This window comes from Candidatus Liberibacter africanus PTSAPSY, assembly GCF_001021085.1.
Classification (GTDB): Bacteria; Pseudomonadota; Alphaproteobacteria; order Rhizobiales; family Rhizobiaceae; genus Liberibacter; species Liberibacter africanus.
On the sequence record NZ_CP004021.1, the window covers coordinates 46461 to 70065 of the forward strand.

Here is a 23605-nt window from a genome sequence, read left to right on the forward strand (position 1 = left end):
GCGTGTATATGTTAGAAAAAAGTTTCTAACAACACGGAGTCTACGCACAAGTCGCGGTATATCATTTAAGTATTTGATTATAGGCTATTTTTTAGCAAGTTATTTTGTTCCCCATTAGTGCACTACCCTGATTTTAAGGTATTTTAAAGTTTTAAATTGAAATCCGGGGCGATCGATTATACGCCTTGCGATCGTAAACCATGCCTCCAAAATCTCTATTTCTCAAAAGGTATGTCAGTTTATTGATGTGAAATATATAATTTTTATCAACGTCAAACGTTTTAGCGCAATAGGTTTTAATGTTAGAGCCCAACGGCTCAATTTCGTAGTGGGCGGTCAAAAGCTCTTCAATCTTCTTTATCATAGAAGGGAAAGCTTTTCTTACCTCTTCCTTAGATGGTCGGTATTTGGAATCTGATGTTATATTTAGTAGCTTACTAGATGTGACGTTGTTTAAGTGATAGATTTCGTCTACTAATCTATTTTCTTCGGGAATATCTAGCACTTCATATATAAAATTCGGAACTGAGTATTCATAAATTCGGTCCACATCCCCTTTATGAAAATATCTGTAATATCTGTCTGGAAATTGTAAACAATTAACACATTCCTCGATTACAGTCAAAGAATCTTCTAACAAATTATCTTTAATTTTATTATTTACTATTTCTTCTTCTTCAAAAGCACTGTCATTCGCCCTTAAAGTATCTTCAATGGCTGGTATTACTATAGAAACCAATAGAATTAACAAAAAGCTTAGGATTAGATACGACCAATCTGAAGCAATAAAACAAGAAAGACCCCAACGAAGAGTGTAAGAGATACCCCCAAAGAATGCGAAAAGCAATGATATCTTACCATATTTGGGAGAAGATTTAACTGCTTTCCAAATCATCCTCATACCATCTACTGGGACCTTAATTTTTGGCCCACAGAAAAACAGACACTACTATGCCCCATATATTCCAAATTAAAGTGAACGTCGCATGGGTGTACTCTACTATCGTTTTCAACCCATCGTAATTTTTTAGATCCATTATCTATCCCCCCCAATATCTATCCCCCCCAATCTTTTTGTTGAAGGTAATACAAAATAAACTAATAAGTTGCAAATAATCACATTCAACATCTACAGCTTCCTTGACTTGCGTTTTTACACCGAAGACGGTTGAGATGCAGATGCCAATCTTCTGCTTTTTGGAAGAACTGGTTCATCACCGAAGTAAATCCAATCCAGTGGCTTATGCAACGCTCTCTTGATCTTAAGAGCGCTTTTTATTTCAGGAGCTGATCGCCCTCTTTCATAACTATTAATAGTTGGGATAGGCAAACCCACCCATTCTCCAAACTCCTTTAAGGTTAGTCCTTCTTCTTTACGAAACTTTTTAAGTCTCTCACCTATTGCTGTGGGATTTAAAATACGTTTCTTCTCTCTATCGGAACTTTTTATCTTAGTTTCGACCCCGTCGTATAGCCAGTCGAAAGACACACCAAATTCATTACGCAGAAATAATGCGTAATGGGTACTAGCAGGTTTCGACCCAATTTCGAACTGACCTATGGCGCTTTTCTTCTGATTAGCTACTTCCCCCATTTTTAATTGGGTGTAATCACGACCTAGTCTCACACTTCTGAAACGCTGTCCTATCTCCTGCCAATCAAAGCTTTTTTTATTTTCGTTCCCCATACTATTTTTATATCTTAAATCAGCAATTTAGTAAACTCACTTGTAAAAATAATTTATCAATATTTCATTTTTTATATTACCAAACGACGAAGTATTGATTCATAAAAACAAAGTTTTATAAGCTTAAACGTTGAAGTTAGTGAAGTGTCTTAATCAATAACATACAACTTTTTAAAGGAAAAAACTGCGATGGGGAAATTAAAGCAACATTACATGACAGAGATATGAAGAAAACTACAATGATCAATAGCTTAAAAATACTCATATGAGCGTTGAGCCTGGTCCCTACTATGAATGTGAGATAGTTGAGAAAAGCTTCGCAGATCTTCCGAAAAATCTAAACGTCTCATGCATTTTAGAGACTATGCAACGAGGGTAGCTATATTGGAGAAACTTAATGCCGAAGTAAATCGTATTAATCTTTTAATTAAGAACTACAAAGTTCGTTTATCTTCCAGGATTGGGGTTAGAGATGAGGAAGTATTGAGACGAAAGCGGAGGAGTACGGATGCATCCCCAGACATGAAAACAAAGCTGAGATCCTAGAGACCTTAAAGTTTTTGAACTTCGGATGAAGTGGTCATTGGAGTGTTTGGAACGTGTGGAGGTTGAGGACGAGCCTTACGGCGTTGGAGATGTAATAAGCGACGTTTAGCAGATAGAAAATTACCTGTCTGAAGCAGCTAACAAGCCCTCTATTATTCCTTTGCTAGAAGAAATTCAGGAGGATGAGGAGGATCTTAGGAGTGATTATTATCCAAGTCAGCTTTAACACTTCCCCTTAAGGGGATTCCTCCGAGGAGCGGATATTTCTCTATTTTCTGCCTGCACCTTGTTTATGGATTTGATATACTCGCGTTGAGTGCTTTTTGGATAGCAAGTATCCTATTCTTGTCTAGCTAGAAATGACCATCGCCATATCTATCAAACAAGCGCTCCGTAAGTTCTGCGGTAGGTGTGGTTTTTGTTTGTTTTGGCCATTGCCTACCCCGTGAATGAAGATAGATTTTTGTTTAGTCACGTAATCAACTGAAAGGAGATATCAAAATGTCAGAAATATCTGAGAAAAAATACGAAATTACCGAAGAATCTGTTGATGCTTGTCAATAAAACACAGTTAAACTTTATCGTATCAGGGCTTTAAAGGATTTAGCATATGTTAAGAAAGACACCTTAGGGGGGCTATATCGAGTGCGAAGAAAACTTATCCCATGAAGGTTGGTGCTGAATTGGCGACGAGGCGAAGGTTTACGACGGTTCTAGGGTTAAAGACAAAACTGTTGTGAAAAATAAAGCCGTAGTGAAGACTCCCAAATCTACGAAGATGATGAAGATCGTGATGAGTTCCTTGTAGATGGTGCTAGGTAGGTGGTGCTAGATGCTGGGGCAATGACATTATGCGGGGGAAGAAAGTTAGTCATATCCACGCCCTTTCCCATGAAGGTTAGTGCTGAATTGACGACGAAGCGAAGGTTTACGACAGTTCTAGGGGTTAAAGGCAACACTGTTGTGAAAAATAAAGCCGTAGTTATTGAAGGCTCCCAAATCTACGAAGATGATGAGGATCGTGATGAGTTCCTTGTAGATGGTGCTAGGTAGATGGTGCTAGATGCTGGGGCAATGACATTATGCGGGGGAAGAAAGTTAGTCATATCCACGCCCTTCAGAAAAAGTACCGAGTGCTTAAATATTAGAAGATGGGGCACCGTTTTAGGACTCCATCACTGAGATACCACCGGCCTTTGGGGGTATTCTTTAAAAACTAAAGAATGAAGATAGTGGCTAAATTTTTAATATATTATCTCCTTGCCTGAAACTTTTTATTTGTTTTTGGATGGTCTCTTTACGGTCTTTCTTTAATTTATTCGGCTTTTTACAACAGAAAACCGAAGAAAAACGATAACCGCATCAAGCAAGCAGATCAATAATAATGGATCAGTTAGGTTAGTATATCTTTAGAGTATTGGCTATTAGTTTTAGTTTTCATAATCGCAGTATGGGCTTATTATTTAAGAAGAGAAGAACAACGCCGTCGTGAACTTGAAATTTTCAATAGTATCAACCCCCTAAAAGAAAGAAAAAGTGAAATAATATTGATAAAAGGAATAAATAATCTCAGAGTCATATCCACAAAATCCCCATGGAAACTCCCTTAAGGGTATTGATCTCTTCCTGTTGCGCTAATCAAGTGATTAGAAGTTTATCTTCTCCTAATAGAGTAGTAGATCGTCAGTTTTTTAAAAATGTAAAAGACGCAAGAGCGTTATTGCGGTCTGCAAATGTAACGATTTTAGAGATAGAGAAAATGCATAAAGTAAAAAAGAGAATTAACAAGGTTTAAAGGATTTAGTCGGCATTTAAACTTGCTTTAATATTGTATATCCCCTAAATTACAACTTTATGGGGTAATATATTCGCTTTTTTTAATACAGGGGAAATCAATGATAATTGATACCATTACAATAAAAAATTATAAAGGTATAAGGGAGACTTCTATCTATTTTAATGGTGGCAATATAATTCCTATTGTAGGTTTAAATGAAAGCGGTAAAAGCACTATATTAAAGGCTATCTCTCTTTTTTATCGTGCTATCTTTTGGGATTATGAAAAAGAAGAACCTATATTTGAAGATGATACAATACCTCGATCTGACAAGGGGGTTTTTCAAGGTGATATAATATTAGAAGACATAGTACGGCTAACCAAACAGGAGATAAAAGATTATTTTACTCCTGAAGAAATAGAAACTTATTTTACCAAGAAAAAAAAGCGCCAGAAAAAATCGATTTCCGATGATCAAGAAGTGTTAATAACCTATACTGAAAAGTATGTCGATGATAAGTATAAAAATAAATCACGAAAATCATATATTATAAATAATAATAAAGAATATCCAGAAATACCATACGAAGTAACACGTACGATATGCTATTTGTTTCCGAATATTTATTATTTCCCCGATTTTTTGTTTACTTTTCCAGAGGAAGTTTACCTTTCTAGTGAAGATCGTGATAGTAGCATGCGTGACTCTGATCGAAGTACTCATGAAAAATTTACAGAATCTCTTGAACAAATTTTCATGAGTATACATTCTGGCCAAGATTTCAAAAAACTTTTTATAGACAAGATGTCAAGTAATGACCCAAAAGATGAAAATTGCATCAATAATATTATAGCCACAATAAATAATCATATTACAGAAACTTTTCAAAGTTCATGGGAGAAAGTTACCGGAGATAATAATAAAAAGGTAAATTTTACAATTAAACAGGTAAACAAATATAAGAAAATTAAAATTAACGCTACAGAGGATGGAAAATAATTTACACTATCAGAAAGATATTCCGGTTTTCAGTGGTTTTTTGCTTATGTTTTGTTTACTCAATTTTATAAAGATAATTCAAATACACTTTTCCTATTTGATGAGCCCGCTTCAAATTTACATCCCTCCGCTCAACAGAAGATCCTTGAGAATTTTAAGTATCTATCTCAAAAGAAAAATCATCAAATTATTTACTCTACTCATTCCCATCATCTTATAAACGTGCATTGGATCGAAAAAACGCATATAGTAAAAAACTATAGTTCAAACAAAAATGGAGAAGAATCTGAAAAGGATAAAATAGGTATTATAGCTACCATTTATAAGCAATTTCACAACTCGCACCCTAAAAAAATCCATTATTATCAACCAATTCTAGATGCTTTAAAAGTAAAAGTAAGCCCTTTAGATATCACAAAAAATTCTCTATTAGTAGAAGGGATTAGTGATCATTTCGCTTATACCTATTTTATCAAAAAAATCCTAAAAAGAAGTGATAACCCTTATGTCATTCCATTAAACGGCGTAAATGCGATGAATCCGGTAATTAGCATTTTAATTGGCTTGGGTGTAGAATTTAGAGTACTCCTAGATGGAGATAAACAAGGAATCGATGCCAAGAAAAAATATGAAGAAAATTTTGAAATCAAGAATGGCGAAACGATAAAAACGGTATCTGAGTTGTGTGAGAGCAAGGTCGATACTCAACTCGAAGATCTTTTTGAAGATGACATCAAAGAACATCCAGATTATCCCAAAGAAAATAAAAATAAAAATAAAAATAAAAATAAAAAACAATATGCCCAGTTCTTTTGTAAAATTAAAGATGAAGAACCTCTCCAAAAATTCCCTAAAACAGAAAAGAACATGAAACCTATTATGGATTGGATAGCAAAAGAATTTCCTGTGAAGAATGAGGAAACAAACCCATCTTCAACCTTGAACTTAGCGCCCTTAAATAATCAACATAAATAAAGCTAATATTCACTTAATAACTAGACTCAAGATGTACCCTTAATAACTAGACTCAAGATGTACCCTATTACAGATGTCGCAATTGTTCCGAAAATCCCTATAAACCATTTCATTTGCGCGTCAAATTTTTCATATATGTCTAATTTATTTTCACAAAACATTTTAGCTGTTTCTTCGTTATTTTTACAAAGAATTTTAACTGTTTCTTCCCTAAATTTAGCGTTATCTACACGGAAATCCGCAAAATCATTGGTTAATTTATGATATCTTGAATCAACTTTATCCTCGAGTTTATCTTGTCTTCTTTCGAGGTCAGAAAATCTGTGCTCATTTATATTTTCTCCTCCTCTTTTGGTAAATCCATCTTCTTTATTTTTGAATAATTTTTTTAACTTGGCGATTAATTCGTCTAAATCAGTAGAGGGGGATGATCTAAAATTATACTTTTTCTTTCCTCATTTATCACCGTAGATCACATTGCTCGCAACTTTTTTTCGATCGAAAGATTCCTTCTTTTTTGAATACCATTGAATTATATCGAAATCATTATTAAGCATTACCACTTACTCCCCTAAAGCGTTTTTAGATTCTTTACAGTAACGTTCATCTGCTTTCCTCTGAATCCGATCTATAAGGTCTTCGTCGATATCAGAATTCAGCTGTTGAAATTGTTTATTTAAAGCTTTATAACCTTCTAATCTTTTAGATATTTCTGTGGTCAAGCGTAATAAAGCGTCCTCGTTTTCTTGTTGTTGGGAAAACATTAGGTCTTCACCGTGACGTATAAAATCTTTTTTCTCCTCATCATCAATTAAATCTACTAGATGGTCGACAATAACACTAATAAATAATTTAAGTAGGTCATTCGAACGTGTTAATTCTTTTATTGCAAGGTAGGAATACATATCTCTGTATCTGTGATGTGATCTCTGGAGACATCTTCTAGTTTATTCTCTTTATCTTTACTCATGCATCATCCCCTTTACTTTCACGCCTAGATTTAAACAATCTTAGGTTGTTTATATTCCATATATTACGCTTGGGGCAAGATGTATTACGCTTGGGGGCAAGATATTTTATTAATAATCCTCTCCTCTATCCCCTAAAATCCAAGGCGCTGTCTCTGTCACTAATATCTTCAAACCCAGATTTAAGGCGTAAACCTTTTATAATTCGAAGATATTTTCCTCGGTTAGGTCTAGTATTTTCCAATTGTCCACAGGTTTCAAACCCTTTAAGTTTGAGGTTTCGGAGTATCGTTAAAGCTGTTATCCCCTTTTGCGGATAATTCAATTCTTCTCTAATATAGGAGTTGAAGCTATTTATTACTTTTTTCGTTCTTGCCAATAGTCTTCTCTAACTTCGCACCAATCGTCTATCTAAACTTGCATATATCTAGATCTCTTCGGGCTTTTTAACCGCCTCTGTTTCTGAATCTCCATCAACCATTAAAGATTCTCACACGTTCAACTGAATTGAGATTAAATATGAACCCGCGAATAAAGAATTCAGCAATCCGATATAATGGAAAATGATCACAGCATACTAGAGTAAATCATCTATTCTGTTTCTGAATCTCCATCAACAATAAAGATTCACTCACACGTTCAACTGAATTGAGATTAACTATGAACCTACGAATAAATAATTCTGCAATCCGATAGAATGGAAAATGCTCATAGCATACTAGAGTAAATCATCTATTCTGTTTCTGAATCTCCATCAACCATTAAAGATTCACTCACACGTTCAACTGATACGACTCTTTCATCTTTCGCAGTAGAAAAAATGACAACCCCTTTGGTAGCACGACTAGCAATTCTAATCTCATTGACTGGAACTCGAATAAGAGTTCCTTTATCAGAAACAAGTATAATTTGATCATTATCTTCTACTGGAAATGCCGCTACTAATGCCCCTATTTCATTCATTTTTGAGACATCAATTGCACGAATACCTTTTCCACGACGATTAGCAATACGAAAATCATAAGAAGATGTTCGTTTCCCGAATCCTTTTTCCGAAATAGTCAAAATAAATTGCTCTTTCGCTTTTAATTCTTCAAAACGCTCTTCCGAAATACTATTTAGATCAGAAGAACTATTTAGATCCGAAGAACTATTTAGATCAGAATCATCATTTTTGACCGAACTCAATCCTTCTTCACACGTAATAAGACGACGATGCGCAGCCGTCTGTTTAATATAACAAACTCGCTCATTATAATCCGCATCAACATGAAGAACAATTGCCATAGAAATAACGTAATCTCCTTCAGAGAGCGATATACCTCTGACTCCGACAGAATTACGCCCCGAAAAAAGACGTACATCAGTAATCGGGAAACGAACACATTGTCCAAATTTAGTAGTCAATAATACATCATGATCTTCTGTACAGGTTTCAACGGAAAGAATCTCATCTTCTGGATCTAATTTCATAGCAATCTTACCATTACGATTAACCTGAACAAAATCAGAGAGATTATTACGCCGAATATTTCCGCATTTAGTAGCAAATACTACATGTAAATCATTCCAAGTCGATTCATCTTCTGGAATAGGCATGATCGTCGTAATGCGTTCACCTTGTTTCAAAGAAAGAATATTAATTAAAGCCTTTCCACGTGCTTGAGGTGATCCAATGGGTAAACGCCACACTTTTTCTTTATAAACAAATCCTAAAGAAGAAAAAAACAAAACTGGAGTATGTGTGTTCACAATAAATATATCTGTAACAAAATCCTCATCACGCATCGTTACACCAGATCGACCCTTGCCACCGCGACGTTGCGCCCGATAGACAGAAAGAGGAACCCGTTTAACGTATCCCAAATGCGAAACTGTGACGACCATATCTTCTCGTACAATACAGTCTTCATCTTCCATATCTAACAAACCATCCACAATTTCTGTTTTGCGGGGGGTGTCCAACTCATTCTTAATGAGAATCATTTCTTGCTTGATAATATCTAAAATACGAGATCGGGATGCTAAAATATCCAAGCATTCTTTAATTTCTATACCAAGATTATTTAATTCATCGCGAATATCGTTACGACCTAATCCGGTCAATCGCGCCAATCGCAGCTCTAAAATGGCTCTTGTTTGTACTTCTGATAAATAAATTGTTCCATCACTTCGTATGTTATAACTTGAATCGTCAATCAGATTGATCAAATCTTGAATATCAGAAGCTTCCCAACTTCGCTGCATAAGCTCTTTCCGAGCAGTTTCTGGATTAGGAGCAAAACGAATAATACGTACAACTTCATCTAAATTCGCTACAGCAACAGCAAGACCTACCAAAATATTTGCCCTATCACGTGCTTTATTCAACAAATATTTGGTTCTTCTTACGACGACTTCTTCACGAAAAGCAACAAATGCTTTAATGATACCGATAAGGGTAAAACGCTCAGGCTTACATCCATCTAAAGCAACCATATTAACGCTAAATAAACTTTGTAAAGAAGTATAACGATACAGTTGGTTTAAAATAACATCAGCAGCAGCACCTCTCTTTAATTCAATAACTACTCGATAACCCTGACGATCTGATTCATCTCGCAAATCTGCTATATCTACTATTCGTTTTTCTCTGACGAGTTCAGCAATCTTTTCAAGCATTGCTGCCTTGTTAACCTGATACGGAATCTCGGTAACGACGATTTGCTCACGATCACCAGAGATTTTCTCTATGTGACTTACTCCTCGTATAACAATAGAACCGCGACCCGTTGCATAAGCATTTTTGATACCAGTACGCCCTAAAATAATCGCTCCCGTCGGAAAATCCGGACCACGAATAATTTTCATTAAATCGTCTAGCTCAATATCAGGATTATCAATGAATGCCACACATCCGTCGACCACTTCTCCTAAATTATGCGTAGGAATATTAGTTGCCATACCAACGGCAATACCACCAGCACCATTTACAAGTAAATTTGGAAATTTAGCGCAAAGAACAACAGGTTCCTGAAAAGAACCATCGTAATTAGGACGAAAATCAACGGTATCTTTTCCCAGATCATCAAGTAAGAAATGTGCTGCTTTTTGCAAACGACATTCCGTATACCTTTCTGCTGCCGGAGGATCTCCATCAATGGATCCAAAATTTCCTTGCCCCTCAATCAACAATAACCGTAGAGACCAATCCTGTGCCATACGCGCCAATGCATCGTAGATAGCAAGATTACCATGTGGATGATACTTACCCATCACCTCACCAGAAATACGTGCACACTTCACATACTTCTTATTCCACTCTACACCCATCTGCATCATGCCAAAGAGTATACGACGATGAACAGCTTTTAATCCATCTCGCAAATCAGGTATAGCACGACCTAAAATGACGTTTATTGCATAAGTAAGGTAAGATTTCTGCATTTCATCTGATATTGAAACAGATGTTATGCCTTTTTCCTCTTCTTTATCACTTGGTATAATGTTCTGGGTCAATGGACTTTTTTATCCTCCTGTCAACTACTAATGATATGTTATCGTATCAAAATATCTTGTACAAGTAAAAAGTATTCTGTTCATTGTAGAGCTATTAAAAAGGAATATCATCATCAAGCTCATCAGAGAACACACTCCCTCCTTGCGAAGACGAATACCGATCTTCAACAACATTTTCCTTTAAATTACTATTACTATTATTATTACTATGTTCATTTCCTTGCAGGGAATCTTTACGACTATCTAACATAACCATGGTACGCATAATAATCTCAGTTGTGTAACGATTATTACCAGACTGATCTTGCCATTTTCGAGTTTGAAGAGACCCTTCTACATACACTTTAGAGCCTTTACGAAGATATTGCTCAACAATTTTACAAAGCTCTTCAACGAAAACAACAACAGAGTGCCATTCCGTTTTTTCACGACGTTCATTTGTAGTACGATCTTTCCAGCTTTCAGAAGTAGCAATACGAAGATTAACTATTTTACGCCCATCTTGCGTATGCCTAACATCTGGATCTGCTCCTAGATGTCCTATCAAAATAACCTTGTTGACACTTGCTACCATTTATAAAACACCTCAATTACTGATAGAATTAAATTTAAAATCTTTTATCATTACAAGCAATATCTATTCTAAAAACTAGAATCAATATATTGCGTTTATATATGCTATATATACCTCATACTTTACAGATGATTCTCCTTATAATACAGAATAATCGACTGCACCACCATTATCCAACAAAGATTTTAATCGGATCCAATGAGTAACATAAAAAATATTTCTATTATCGGCGCTCGTGAACACAATCTTCAAAATGTCAGCATAGAATTACCACGAAACAAATTAATCGTCATAACTGGTGTTTCTGGGTCAGGGAAATCTTCTCTCGCTTTTGATACAATTCATGCCGAAGGACAAAGACGTTATGTAGAAAGTCTCTCTACATATGCACGACAATTTTTAGGAAACATCAAAAAACCAGATGTAGAACAAATCAATGGGTTGTCTCCTACTATATCTATTGAACAAAAAAATACATCTCACAATCCTCGTTCTACCGTTGGCACTATAACTGAAATACATGATTATTTGCGGTTACTCTTTGCACGCATAGGCATACCTTACTCTCCCACAACAGGACTACCTATAGAGAGCCAAACTGTTAGCCAAATGACAGATCGTATTCTTTCGTTCAAACAAGGAACGCGCATGCACTTACTGGCTCCTATAGTACAAAATCGCAAAGGAGAATTTAAAAAAGAACTCGCAGAAAATACTCAAAAAAGGATTTCAAAGAATACAAGTTGATGGCATAGTTTATCATATATCAGATGTCCCTGACCTTGATAAGAAATATAAACACAATATTGAGGTTGTTGTAGACCGTATTGTCGTTCATGAAAATATCCGAGAAAGAATCTTCAATAGCCTTAAAACTTGCTTACAACTAACGAATGGCTTAGCTATTGCCACCAATGTTGATTTTACTCCTGCTGATGATAGAACAACACCCGTAGAACCATCTAATAACCATTGTCAGAACATTGTTTTTTCTGAAAATCTTGCATGTCCTGTCTCAGGATTTAGCATTGCAGAAATAGAACCTCGTATTTTTTCTTTCAATAATCCAGCAGGCGCTTGTTACCATTGCGATGGGTTAGGAATAAAACAAAACATCGATGAAAAACTGGTCATACCCAATCCAAAATTAGCGTTAAATAATGGCGCTATCGCTCCTTGGCCCAATCCTTTATCCGAATATTATATAAACACTCTTACTTCTCTGGGGAAAGAGTTAGGATTTTCCATTCACGATAGTTGGGATAATCTTTCTGATGAAAACCAAAAAATACTTCTTTATGGAACAAAGAATAATAAAATTAGTCCATCTCGCAATCAGAAATTTTCCTCTACCAGTGTATCTTTCAGAGGGATAATTCCAAAATTAGAAAAACGTTGGAATGAAACGGATTCTGCGATTCTTCAAGAAATGATTCAACGGTATATGTCTTCATCTCCTTGTATAAATTGTCATGGATATCGTCTTAAAAATGAATCACTTGCAGTCAAAATTTCTGGCAAACATATCGGAGAAATTGCCGATATGTCGATTAAAAACGCACAAATATGGTTTGAGCAACTCCCAACCCGAATCACCCCAAAAGCCAACAAAATATCAGAATCTATTCTGAAGGAAATTCAAAAAAGAATTCATTTTCTCGTAGAAATAGGACTTGGTTATTTAACCTTATCACGTAACTCTAACATGTTATCAAACGGAGAAAGTCAACGCATACGCCTCGCATCCCAAATAGGATCTGGATTAACAGGCGTGCTTTATGTATTAGACGAACCCTCTATAGGGTTACACCAACGCGATAATAGCAAATTGATTAATACCCTCAAACATCTTCGCGATACGGGAAATACGGTCATTGTAGTAGAACATGATGAAGAAACCATGCTCGCTGCTGATCATATTGTAGATATAGGACCAGAAGCTGGCGTTAAAGGAGGAAAAATCATAGCAGAAGGATCTCCTTCTCAAATTATGGCACATCCGACTTCTTTAACTGGAAAGTATATGTCTGGTAAAATGAGTATCAAAATACCAGAAAAAAGACGCAAGCGTGATATAAACCGTATGATTCATGTTATCAATGCACGAAGCAATAACTTGAAAAATATTACAGCATCTATTCCCCTTGGATTATTTACCGCCATTACTGGAATATCTGGAGGAGGAAAATCTACTTTTCTGATCTCTACCCTATACAAAGCAGCAGCCCGCTGTATTATGGGATCTAAATATCATCCCGGAACATATGACCGTATCGATGGACTTGAGTATATTGATAAAGTTGTTAGCATAAATCAATGTCCGATTGGCCATACACCTCGTTCTAATCCCGCAACTTATGTTGGAGCATTCACACCAATTCGTGATTGGTTTAGTAATCTCCCCGAATCAAAAGAGTGCGGATATAAATCTGGATGCTTTTCTTTTAACGTCAAAGGAGGAAGATGTGAGGTTTGCGAAGGAAATGGCGTCATAAAAATTGCAATGCACTTCCTTCCAGACGTATACATCACATGTGATGTATGCCAAGGACAGCGCTATAATCCCGAAACATTAAAAATACACTATAAAGATAAATCAATTGCTGATATTCTCTCTATGACCGTTGAAGAATGTTTGGATTTTTTTACGAATATTCCAGCGATACGTAATAAATTAAAGAGCCTTAAAGAAGTAGGTCTCGGATATATTAAAATTGGACAATCAGCAAATACGCTATCTGGAGGAGAATCGCAACGCGTAAAACTTGCTAAAGAACTATCCAAACAAGCTACAGGAAATACCCTGTACATATTAGATGAACCAACGACCGGACTTCATTATCATGACATAGCAAAACTATTGGATATTTTGCATACACTCGTTGAAAGAGGAAATTCAGTTGTTGTAATTGAACATAATCTAGAGGTCATAAAAACAGCTGATTGGATTTTAGATTTTGGACCAGAAGGAGGAGATAATGGTGGAAAAATCATCGCATCTGGAACTCCAGAAGAAATTACCAAAGAACCCCTCTCCTATACGGGAAAATTTCTCCAATCCATCTTAAATAATAAGTGATTATGAGAATAATAGTTTACTGTCACTAAAGATAATGATACCCGAAAATGCGCATAGGGAATATCCACGGTATTATAACATAATAGCAAAAAACACAAAATATAAACCATTTGGATTTTAGATTTTGGACCAGAAGGAAGAGATAGTGGAAAAATCATCGCATCTGGAACTCCAGAAGAAATTACCAAAGAACCCCTCTCCTATACGGGAAAATTTCTCCAATCCATCTTAAATAATAAGTGATTATGAGAATAATAGTTTACTGTCATTAAAAATAATGATACCCGAAAAATGCGCATAGGGAATATCCGCGGTATTGTAACATAATAGCAAAAAACACAAAATATAAACCATTTAAAAAATGCGATCAAAAAGGATATAATCTAGAAAATTTAAAATATACCAATTTAAAATATACCAAAGATTATTTACCCATAGCATGAGAAAAAAGGAGAGTATAAAATGGTTGATGAGGCAGCTACCATCATCCAAAAGATTGAACAAGAAAAAACGAAGTTTATCGACTTGCGTTTTACCGATTTGCAAGGAAAGTTTCTCCATATATCAATCAGCACCCCCTTATTCAATGAGGATACACTTTTGAATGGAATCATCTTAGATAGTTCTTCTATTCCTGGATGGGATTCTCAACATCTCAAATTACTCCTCATTCCTGACATGAAAACAATGCACATAGATCCATTCTATGCGCAATCAACAATAGCCTTTATTTGTAACGTCTACGATCCTGTAAGCCTTAAACCTTATAACCGTGATCCCCGCTATACTGCACAAAAAGCCATAGACTATCTCCAGTTAGTAGGTATAGGCGATACATTACTACTCGGCATAACTGCCGAGTTTTTTATATTTGATAGCGCTCATTGTACAATGTCACCTATCAAATCAGGATTTTCATTGGAATCCACAGAGTTGTCAAAAAATGAAACTAATAAAGGATATATACCCAATACAAAAAGCGGCTATACACTTTCCCCAGAAGATAAATCACATGATTTGCGATCTGAAATTGTAAGCGCTTTAAATAACATAGACGTTCAAATCACAAAATATCAAAACCAAGCACATGATGCTCAGCATTCATTTAGCTTACAATTAGAATCACTATTACAGGCTTCTGATAATCTTCAAAAATATAAGTATTCTGTTCATCAAGTCGCCAATTCATATTGTAAAACTGCTACTTTCATGCCAAAACCTCTCGCTTATCATAATGGTTCAAGCATGTATTTAAATATGTCAATTCATAAAGGAGGTAAAGAAGTTTTTGCAGGCAATCAATACGAAGGACTATCAGAAACATGCCTTTATTATCTAGGAGGCATCATCAAACATGCAAAAGCCTTAAACGCCTTCACAAATCCTTCCACTAATTCCTATAAACGTTTACTTTCTGATCACCAATCTCCCATAAAACTTTCTTATTCAATGCATAACAATGCATCTTCTTGTCGTATTCCATTGAACAATCAATTAGAACACAAAAATATCGAAATAAGATTTGCTGATCCTAGCGCCAATCCTTACCTTGCTTCCACAGCCATCCTCATGGCAGGATTAGATGGAATTGCCAAAAAAATTCATCCTGGAAAAAATTTTGATGAACTCTCTTTAAAAGAACAAATGAAAGTACCGAAAATATCCTCTTCTCTACGCGAATCCTTAAAAAATCTCAATAGTGATAGGGAGTTCCTAAAAGTAGGAAATGTTTTTGACGACGATCAAATTGATGCATTTATCAATTTAAAAAACAATGAAGTATTAAGGCTAGAACAAACACCTTGTCCTATTGAATTTGAAATGTATTATTCAATATAAAAACAACTTGTTGCAAACTATACTTAATATTTATTATTAGGCCATTTAACTTTATTTTGCCTGATATGAGAACGAACTCCTTGTTTTTTACCGCAGTTGATCTTCGAATCCTATCTGATAAAATTTATTGTAATTCATTTAATCACCCTAATCTTGAGCGTTTATTTTATAGGTTTATTTAGGGTAATACGCACTTTTTCATCATTAAATTCGTATTGATTTTTCCACACCTCCCTTCAACACCTCTTATTTCTATCATCATTAATAGCTTTATTCCCTTAGAAAATCTCTGTATTTACAATATCTTTCTCATAATTACCCCCTGATATATTTTAATACATGCTCTTATCACTTGACTAATTTAAAGTAACGAAACTTAAAAAAAAACGATCTATCGTTTACCATCTACCACATAAAAAAAAGCATCTCCTTAATACCGATATCTTCATGTCTTCAAATACAATGAACGAACTCAACAAAGATACAATATTTCAATGATTGATTATAATTTTTTTGATAAGGATTGAGGTCTTAAAATTAAAGGCCTGTTATAGTAAATTATACTTCAATAAAATTATTTTATACAAAATATTTATTTTAAACAAAATAACAATAAATACAAAAACAATATTAAAGTAAATCAAAAATATAAAATACATTTTTTATTATCTTATAAAGTATAGGCTATAAAAAATAATTTGAAATATACTATTCTATACAAGATATATATTTAAAATATATTATCAATAAAAATTATTAAAATAAATTTTAAGGTGAAAAATGAAGAATAAATTTAATAAAATTGCCATTTTATCAACAACATCAATATTAGCAACAACATCAATATTAGCTAGTTGTGGCTCATCTGAAAGTGAGAATGCTCAAAAAGGTATAGAAAACATCCAAGAACTCACTACCCAAATTGCAAACAATCCAACTCCAGACACAGGTAATAATGAACCTGCAAATCCAGCACCAGACAAAGGTAATAATGAACCTGCAAATCCAGCACCAGAACAAGAAAACAATGAACCTGCAAATCCAGCTCTAGAACAAGGAAACAATGAACCTGCAAATCCATCTCTAGAACAAGAAAACAATGAACCTGCACCAGCTCTAGAACAAGACATATCTGGTGCTGTTACAGCTAATGGGCCAATTGCGGGGCCAGTTGATCCGATAACAACCGATCCTATTGATCCTGATATTAAGCAATATTATGGTTCAAATGATTATACTGCTCCTGATATTAAGCAATATTATGGTTCAAATGATTATACTGCTCCTGATATTGAGCAATATTATGATTCAAATGATTATATTGCTACTGATGTTAAGCGATATTATGTTTCAGATGATTACATTGCCACTGATATTGAGCAATTAGCTGATTATGCTGATATTTAACCAACTTATTTCCCATATCTCAATCTAGTTGATAATATCAAACTTCTTTAAAAGTATAAATGATTTTTTTAAAAGTATAACTTATGAAATACTTCATAAGTTACTAAATTATACAAAAAATATATTTAAAAATATATTATTAGCAAAAATTATTAAAATAAATTTTAAGGTGAAAAATGAAGAATAAATTTAATAAAATTGCCATGCTATCAACAACATCAATATTAGCAACAACATCAATATTAGCTAGTTGCAGCTTATTTGAAAGCGAGAATAATCAAAAAGTTATAGAAAAAATCGAACTATCTAATAAACAAACTGAAAATAACTCACCTACGCCACCAAATACTAATACTCCGCAAAATACTAATACTCCACCAAATACTAATACTACGCAAAATACACCTACAAATGATAATGTAAAAGTTGCCGATACAAATGATAATGCAGAAGTTACCGCTACAAATGATAATGTAAAAGTTGCCGATACAAATGATAATGCAAAAGTTAACGAGCCAGTTGATTTTTTAGCTACAAAAGTGAATAATACTAATTATACGGCAGTTACCGCGCCAATTGATATTCCAGCCGCAGAAGTGAACAATATTAATAATGATCGATTCGCTACTCCAGATAATACTGCGAAAGTTGCCGCGCCAGTTGATTTTCTATCTGCAGAAGTGAAAAATACTATTATAGAAAAAGAAAAAATCAACCTATTTAACAACCAAACTGTAAATAATTCACACACGCCGCCAACTACTAATACTCCACCAACTACACATACAAAGGAAAATTCAACACCAACTAAAAAAATAGATAACACTGAACCAGCCACAGAAGTGAATGATGAAGATAAAATTTTGCTTACCAAGGTGCTTTATCCTTCAACAAGCAAAACTAATCCCAACTATAAAATTAAAACAGAAGTATTGAGAAAACATGATTTACCTAAAGGCACCAGTATTATTAGTTTTAATAAAGTGATAAATAAACTCATATTTCGCAGATCTAAGGTTACCAAGCAAGATGCTGGAATAATAAATGTGGTCAATAAATTTATAGATTAAGAATAATTCTCTAATCCTTTCTCTTCTACACAATTTTATCTATATACTAAAATGCGACAATCCCTTGTGTAGAAGAGAATTATTCAAGTCATTCGTTATTCATACCTTTTCACACTCTATCAAACAAATACAGATGCGCAATAATCCAAAAAACAAACACAACTTCATATCCCTATTTTTAAATATTAACACGCATGCTTGCATACCATCAAAGAATACGGAAATAATTTTTTGATAATTGCTTACAACCAATATTTTTTTCTCTATCTATCTCATTTAGAAAACTTATTGAGAAAAAGATTCCCCCACCTTATTGGCGCAGAGTGGAAAAAATGGATTAAAACAATAATTGCAATAAATTCTAAATCTCATGAATATTGATAGATAATCAAAAAATAGGAATAGTCATGATCTTTAATAAAAGGAATAAACGATCAAAAAATAACGTATAAAACAAACACAACTTCATATCCCTATTTTTAAACATTAAAACGCATGCTTGCATGCCATCAAAGAATACGGAAATAATTTTTTGATAATTGCTTACAACCAATATTTTTTTCTCTATCTATCTCATTTAGAAAACTTATTGAGAAAAAGATTCCCCCACCTTATTGGCGCAGAGTGGAAAAAATGGATTAAAACAATAATTGCAATAAATTCTAAATCTCATGAATATTGATAGATAATCAAAAAATAGGAATAGTCACGATCTTTAATAAAAGGAATAAACGATCAAAAAATAACGTATAAAACAACCACAACGATAAATCATAATCAATGTATAAAAAAAGTTCCTGATCTTTATATATCAGAACCACAATTTAGTTTTACATAAATCTACGACACTTATTTAGCAAAAGTTTCTTACTACAAAAACTATGCTTTAGTACGATTAAGTTTTATCATTGGTTATATTTTCAAAGGAGTCTTCCAATTTATAAGTCACTATTAATAACGATCTTTTTAAGCGCTATATCCTAAGGTACCATTTTAGCTAACAGTGATACGAGTGTGGAAAAATCACTAGTATTAAAGTTCATATCCCTGAGAGAGCCAAATACAACAGAAACTAGACCTGCTGATCCTACACCTGTTAAACCTAATCCACCAGCCACAAAAAAACCAGTTAAACGTAAGATGGGTGACTATAGCCCACAAGAAATTCTCATGCTTTTTGGGCACATAAACAGCTAATTTAATTACATCCGCAGTTTTTTTATAATTACTTGATACATCTCTTCACTATGAGTATGAGTATGAGTATGAGTATGAGTATGAGTGATCTGCGGTTTAATTTTTTTATCTCTCTATAAGACTTAATTCAATATTTTTCATAAATATATTATATCACTAACTCTTAAATATCTGATGATACAATGTTTTTACACCTATCTTTCACACCAAAAATACGGTGTGATAATAGTATAATAATAAAATTATTTATATGAGCAGAGGATCAAATATTGACCAACCTGTACGAACAGCCAAAAGTTCTAGTGCCTTGGCCCCTAATAAAGAATTGCCAAAATTATTCAAACCGGGAGACCAAACAGCTATCGATGCCTTAGAAGGCACAATAGCAAGAATCCCTCCACCAACACCACTTTTCCCAGGGAAGCCAACACGATACGCAAAATCCCCAGAATTATCATAATGACCACATGTAAGCATTACTGCATTTACGCAACGGGACTGAAGAGGAGAAATTATATTTTTACTTGTTAAAGGATTGTATCCTCGACATGCAAGATATAAACCCGATTTTGCAAGCTGTAAACAGCTCATCATAAGAGAACACTGATAAAAATAAAACTTCAAAACATCTGAAATTTCGCATTTTATATTACCATATGAACGAATAAAATTCGCAAGCGCAAAATTACGATAGCCAGTTTCAATCTCTGAATTAGCTACAACAGAATCAATATAAACCGATGGATCATGCGCTATATCACGCACAAAATCCAAGAAACTATTTATTTCATGATCAACAGAACTATTTTCCAGAACCGCATCAGTCACCACTATAGCGCCAGCATTAACAAAAGGATTGCGGGGAATACCATTATCATGCTCAAGTTGCACTATTGAATCAAAGGAAGAGCCCGAAGGTTCTCTACCGACACGTTTCCAAATATCTTCATCAATCTTTTGCAAAGCTATCGTTAGCAGAAAAACTTTAGAAATACTTTGAATTGAAAAAGGAATTCCCGAGTCACCAGAAGAATAGACACTACCATCTTCTAAAGCGATAGACATACCAAAAAAACCAGGATTTACCTTAGCCAATTCGGGAATATAGTCTGCTACACGACCCTGACCAATTTGGTATTTTATATCCTCATAGATACCGTTGACAACTTTCCTCAAATTCAAATATGTATCTCCAAATATTCCATAATCAATATTTTAACGGGAATAAAATTCAATAACAAGATTAGGCTGCATAACAACAGGATATGGCACATCACTGAGAGACGAGGGAATCCTAACAAAAGTAGCAACCATTTTCTCGTGATCAGCTTTGATATATTCTGGAACATCACGTTCAGCAAGTTGTACGGACTCTAAAACAGAAACTAATTGCTTGGATTTTTCCTTTACCTCTATGACATCGCCTTCCTTACAGCAATATGATCCGATGTTAACAGAAACACCATTAACAAGAACATGACGGTGATTAACAAATTGACGCGCAGCAAAAATAGTAGGAACAAATTTAGAGCGATAAACTATAGTATCCAAGCGAGATTCTAAAAGTGAAATGAGATTATGAGAAGTATCTCCTTTACTGCGATCTGCCTTTTTAAAAATAGAACAAAATTGCTTTTCACTGATATCGCCATAATACTTTTTCATCTTCTGTTTGGCGCGCAATTGCAATCCAAAATAAGAAGGTTTTGACCTGCGACGTTGACCATGTAAACCAGGACCATATGAACGCGTATTGACTGGTGACTTTGGACGCCCCCATAAATTTTCACCTATACGACGATCAATCTTATGCTTAGACGACTCACGCTTACTCATCTTATTCCTTTCAAATTACCGTTCCCACATCCTCTATCCTCTAGAAGAACGACGGGAAACGCACCCTCCTCTAACTTTGTTCTACAAAATTTGACAGGTCATAAAAAACACACACACGCTGCAAAACCACGACCATGGGATCCGTTTTAATGAATAAAGTAATAGTATAAAAAAACCACACCATCACTCTTGATTCTGATATCTCTAAGCGTAATTACCATGAAGGTCAATCCTAAAAATACCACCTTGTTACTTATTGAATAGATTTTTAGTACAAAACCCATAATTTTATCTTCAAAAATCATTGTACCTCTATTAATGAAGAACTGCGAGTAGATTGTTCTCATTAAAATTAAAAAAATCAGTGGTATTATTTCAATAAAATATTAATATTTTAGACCAAATTCTTGCATTAAACTTCGCATGGACATATCTCGTTTTTCTGACAAGAAAAATACATGATCCTCAGATAATTCAATATGACGATCATTTATTTTTGGCAATATAGTGCGAGCACGAAGAGCGATTGAATCAGAATTATCCACCCACTCCACTAACCAAGGAGACACTCTTCGAAAAACATGGGTTATTAACGGATAATGTGTACAAGCCAGCACAATAACATCTGTTTTTTTGCCTTCTTTTTCAACAAAACATTTTTCTATTTCTCTTTTTATTTCGTCGTCTTTAATGTTTTCCCCACAAGCATATCCCTCTATTTTAGAAGCGAGTGTTGTAGAAGAAACGAGATTAATTTGACATTTTGATGCATAAGTATCGATCAAATGACCAGTATATGCACGTCTCAGTGTCGCAGGCGTAGATAAAATAGAAACCAAACCACTTTGTGTAACCTCCACCGCTTTTTTAATATCAGGAACCGCACCAAGGAACGTCATGGATGGAAAGGTTGAGCGCAATTCATCTTTAATCAAAGTAAAAGCAGTATTACATGCTACTATTGATAATACGGGTCTATACTTATCTAGTATATCTGAAAAAATAAACATAAGACGTTTTTTCAACGCACGATCTTCCCAATTTCCATAAGGGAAACCAATATCATCAGCCACATAAATAAAATTATAGTCAGGCATTAAAAGACGTGTTTTCTGCAAAACAACAAGCCCGCCGATACCACTATCAAATATAAGAATACAATTATTAATTTTTTTTGTCACGAAGATAACTATGTTTTTATTCTGATGTTTCTGTTTTTTTAGGACACATAACACTCCCGCGCGGATACTTTCTAGAAAATCGATCTAATGCAGAAATAATTCCCCGCAACAAAAAAATCTCTTGTTGCATCAATTCAGCGCGAATGAATACGGAACGTAAATCATCTAACATCTTTTCTCTTTTCTCCACAGGACGAAAATACCCCCGTTCTTCCAAAGAATTTTCAAGGTAATCTAAAAAACTTAATAGTTCACCTTTTGTAGCAGGCTTATTATGCTCTTTTACAATCTTTTCTGATATTAATACACTATTTTCCATATATTCCCATACCATCAACAAAACGGCGTGGGAAATATTCAATGAAGAAAAAGCAGGATTGACTGGAAAACTAATAATGGCATTAGACAAAGAAATTTCCTCATTGGTCAATCCCCGACTCTCACGGCCAAAGATTATCCCTACATTTTGTTCAGAGGCAATCCTTTCATTCAATACGATGGCTGCTTCTTTGGGAGAAAAAACGGATTTAAAATTATTACGACTTCGAGCAGTTGTAGCATAGACAAAATGAAGGTCGGCTATTGCTTCTCTAAGACTGGAAAAAACACACACAGAATCTATTACACGATCTGCATTAGCCGAAGAAGAACGTGCTTTTTCATTCGGCCAGCCATCCCTAGGATTTACTAAACGTAATTGAGTCAAATTATAATTCCACATCGCACGAGCAACCATGCCGATATTTTCTCCTAACTGCGGATCTACCAGAACGATAACAGGACCTTTGGTATAATTTTGTAATCTAGGGGAACATTGCGTCATGAAATACCTTGTGTTGCCAGAAACGAGGTTTTGTAAATACCTAATATTTCTATATTTATCTTCCGTACATTATAGAAAACAACTACTAAATTTATAGATAACATTAAAATATTTTAACTTTTTAACAAAAAACTTATTTTTTCTATAG

General features: G+C 34.4%; 16 protein-coding genes and 2 pseudogenes. 8 read left to right on the forward strand and 10 right to left on the reverse strand.

The features are described from left to right. Positions 1 to 151: 151 nt before the first annotated feature. Together G293_RS05395 and G293_RS00230 are read right to left on the reverse strand one after the other, a co-directional pair. A complete protein-coding gene (locus tag G293_RS05395) occupies positions 152 to 895 on the reverse strand; it encodes a hypothetical protein (RefSeq protein ID WP_052774993.1) in 744 nt (247 codons plus the stop codon). Positions 896 to 1153: 258 nt separating this feature from the next. Further along, positions 1154 to 1687 carry a helix-turn-helix domain-containing protein gene (locus G293_RS00230; RefSeq protein ID WP_047263806.1) on the reverse strand — a complete coding sequence of 178 codons (534 nt, stop codon included), beginning with the start codon at positions 1685 to 1687 and terminating at the stop codon, positions 1154 to 1156. A gap of 1368 nt (positions 1688 to 3055) precedes the next feature. On the opposite strand from G293_RS00230, the gene G293_RS00235 reads away from it, so the two are divergent. From G293_RS00235 to G293_RS06040, 4 genes and pseudogenes are all read left to right on the forward strand, one after another. After that, positions 3056 to 3286: a hypothetical protein gene (locus tag G293_RS00235; RefSeq protein ID WP_047263807.1), complete on the forward strand. Its 231-nt coding sequence runs from the start codon at positions 3056 to 3058 to the stop codon at positions 3284 to 3286. 541 nt (positions 3287 to 3827) lie between these two features. Next, positions 3828 to 4028 carry a hypothetical protein gene (locus G293_RS00240; protein WP_047263808.1) on the forward strand — a complete coding sequence of 67 codons (201 nt, stop codon included), beginning with the start codon at positions 3828 to 3830 and terminating at the stop codon, positions 4026 to 4028. Between the two features lie 100 nt (positions 4029 to 4128). Beyond that, positions 4129 to 5217, forward strand: a pseudogene (locus G293_RS06035) (AAA family ATPase); the annotation flags it as partial. Positions 5218 to 5232: 15 nt separating this feature from the next. Then, the gene (locus G293_RS06040; RefSeq protein WP_342027553.1) at positions 5233 to 5985 is read left to right on the forward strand and encodes a TOPRIM nucleotidyl transferase/hydrolase domain-containing protein; all 753 of its coding nucleotides are present in this window, start codon (positions 5233 to 5235) and stop codon (positions 5983 to 5985) included. Positions 5986 to 6548: 563 nt separating this feature from the next. On the opposite strand, the gene G293_RS00255 is transcribed toward G293_RS06040, so the two are convergent. The 3 genes from G293_RS00255 to ssb form a co-directional block, all read right to left on the reverse strand. Next, positions 6549 to 6890 carry a hypothetical protein gene (locus tag G293_RS00255; protein ID WP_047263811.1) on the reverse strand — a complete coding sequence of 114 codons (342 nt, stop codon included), beginning with the start codon at positions 6888 to 6890 and terminating at the stop codon, positions 6549 to 6551. 795 nt (positions 6891 to 7685) lie between these two features. Beyond that, positions 7686 to 10379 (reverse strand): DNA gyrase subunit A, encoded by a 2694-nt coding sequence (gene gyrA / locus G293_RS00265; protein WP_244464461.1) that lies wholly within the window; start codon positions 10377 to 10379, stop codon positions 7686 to 7688. A gap of 166 nt (positions 10380 to 10545) precedes the next feature. After that, complete coding sequence (ssb, locus tag G293_RS00270; protein WP_047263814.1) at positions 10546 to 11025, reverse strand: single-stranded DNA-binding protein; 480 nt, start codon at positions 11023 to 11025, stop codon at positions 10546 to 10548. A 198-nt stretch (positions 11026 to 11223) separates the two neighbouring features. Between ssb and uvrA the strand changes: the two are divergent. The 4 genes and pseudogenes from uvrA to G293_RS00290 all read left to right on the forward strand — a co-directional run bounded on the left by uvrA (position 11224) and on the right by G293_RS00290 (position 18420). Further along, positions 11224 to 14104 (forward strand): annotated as a pseudogene (gene uvrA, locus G293_RS00275) (excinuclease ABC subunit UvrA). A 462-nt stretch (positions 14105 to 14566) separates the two neighbouring features. After that, the gene (glnA, locus tag G293_RS00280; RefSeq protein WP_047263815.1) at positions 14567 to 15943 is read left to right on the forward strand and encodes a type I glutamate--ammonia ligase; all 1377 of its coding nucleotides are present in this window, start codon (positions 14567 to 14569) and stop codon (positions 15941 to 15943) included. Positions 15944 to 16723: 780 nt separating this feature from the next. Then, complete coding sequence (locus G293_RS00285; protein ID WP_047263816.1) at positions 16724 to 17350, forward strand: hypothetical protein; 627 nt, start codon at positions 16724 to 16726, stop codon at positions 17348 to 17350. Between the two features lie 176 nt (positions 17351 to 17526). Continuing rightward, positions 17527 to 18420: a hypothetical protein gene (locus tag G293_RS00290; RefSeq protein ID WP_047263817.1), complete on the forward strand. Its 894-nt coding sequence runs from the start codon at positions 17527 to 17529 to the stop codon at positions 18418 to 18420. A 980-nt stretch (positions 18421 to 19400) separates the two neighbouring features. Here the strand turns inward: G293_RS00290 and G293_RS05710 are convergent. The 5 genes from G293_RS05710 to G293_RS00315 form a co-directional block, all read right to left on the reverse strand. Beyond that, positions 19401 to 19538: a hypothetical protein gene (locus G293_RS05710; protein WP_158402209.1), complete on the reverse strand. Its 138-nt coding sequence runs from the start codon at positions 19536 to 19538 to the stop codon at positions 19401 to 19403. Between the two features lie 325 nt (positions 19539 to 19863). Then, positions 19864 to 20799 (reverse strand): glutaminase, encoded by a 936-nt coding sequence (locus G293_RS00300; protein WP_047263819.1) that lies wholly within the window; start codon positions 20797 to 20799, stop codon positions 19864 to 19866. A 33-nt stretch (positions 20800 to 20832) separates the two neighbouring features. Continuing rightward, complete coding sequence (rpsD, locus tag G293_RS00305; RefSeq protein ID WP_047263820.1) at positions 20833 to 21453, reverse strand: 30S ribosomal protein S4; 621 nt, start codon at positions 21451 to 21453, stop codon at positions 20833 to 20835. Between the two features lie 386 nt (positions 21454 to 21839). Continuing rightward, positions 21840 to 22634, reverse strand: a complete 795-nt coding sequence (murI, locus tag G293_RS00310) for a glutamate racemase (protein WP_047263821.1) — start codon at positions 22632 to 22634, stop codon at positions 21840 to 21842. 16 nt (positions 22635 to 22650) lie between these two features. Beyond that, the gene (locus G293_RS00315; RefSeq protein ID WP_047263822.1) at positions 22651 to 23457 is read right to left on the reverse strand and encodes an RNA methyltransferase; all 807 of its coding nucleotides are present in this window, start codon (positions 23455 to 23457) and stop codon (positions 22651 to 22653) included. Positions 23458 to 23605: the final 148 nt, after the last annotated feature.